This window comes from Pseudomonas sp. PDM25, assembly GCF_019219045.1.
Taxonomy (GTDB): domain Bacteria; phylum Pseudomonadota; class Gammaproteobacteria; order Pseudomonadales; family Pseudomonadaceae; genus Aquipseudomonas.
On record NZ_JAHUWL010000067.1, the window covers coordinates 1 to 480 of the forward strand.

Sequence of the window (480 nt, forward strand, 5' to 3'; positions counted from 1 at the left end):
GAGGATCAGGGTCCAGGTGCTGGCGCCGAGGGTCTGCGCTTTGATCAGGATCTCGGTGGGAATCTCGCGGGCACGCTGTTCCAGATCGCGGGCCAGTACCGGAGTGATGCCGATCACGATCAGCATCACCTTGGACAGTTCACCGAGGCCGAAAACGATGAACAGGATCGGCAGGATCGCCAGCGGCGGCACCATCGACAGCACGGTCAGCAGCGGCGACAGCGGCGCGCGGAACAGCGGCAGGATGCCCGCCGCGATGCCCAGGCACAGGCCGACCAGGGCGGCGATGCCGATGCCCATACCGAGGCGCTTGAGGCTGGCCGCGCTGTCTTCCCAGAACAGGTAGTTGCCGCTGCGCTTGTCCTCGGTGAAGGCCAGGCGGTCGATTGCGCTGACCATCTGACTGGCGCTGGGCAACAGCTTGTCGTTGGGGTTCTCCGTCAGCCGCGCCGCCGAGCCCACGAGACGGACTCCTATCTC

Annotated in this window: 1 protein-coding gene; it reads right to left on the reverse strand. The window is 66.0% G+C overall.

What is annotated here, in order from left to right:
• A partial coding sequence (locus tag KW848_RS31345; protein ID WP_218539182.1) for an ABC transporter permease occupies positions 1-480 on the reverse strand: 480 nt, incomplete at both ends.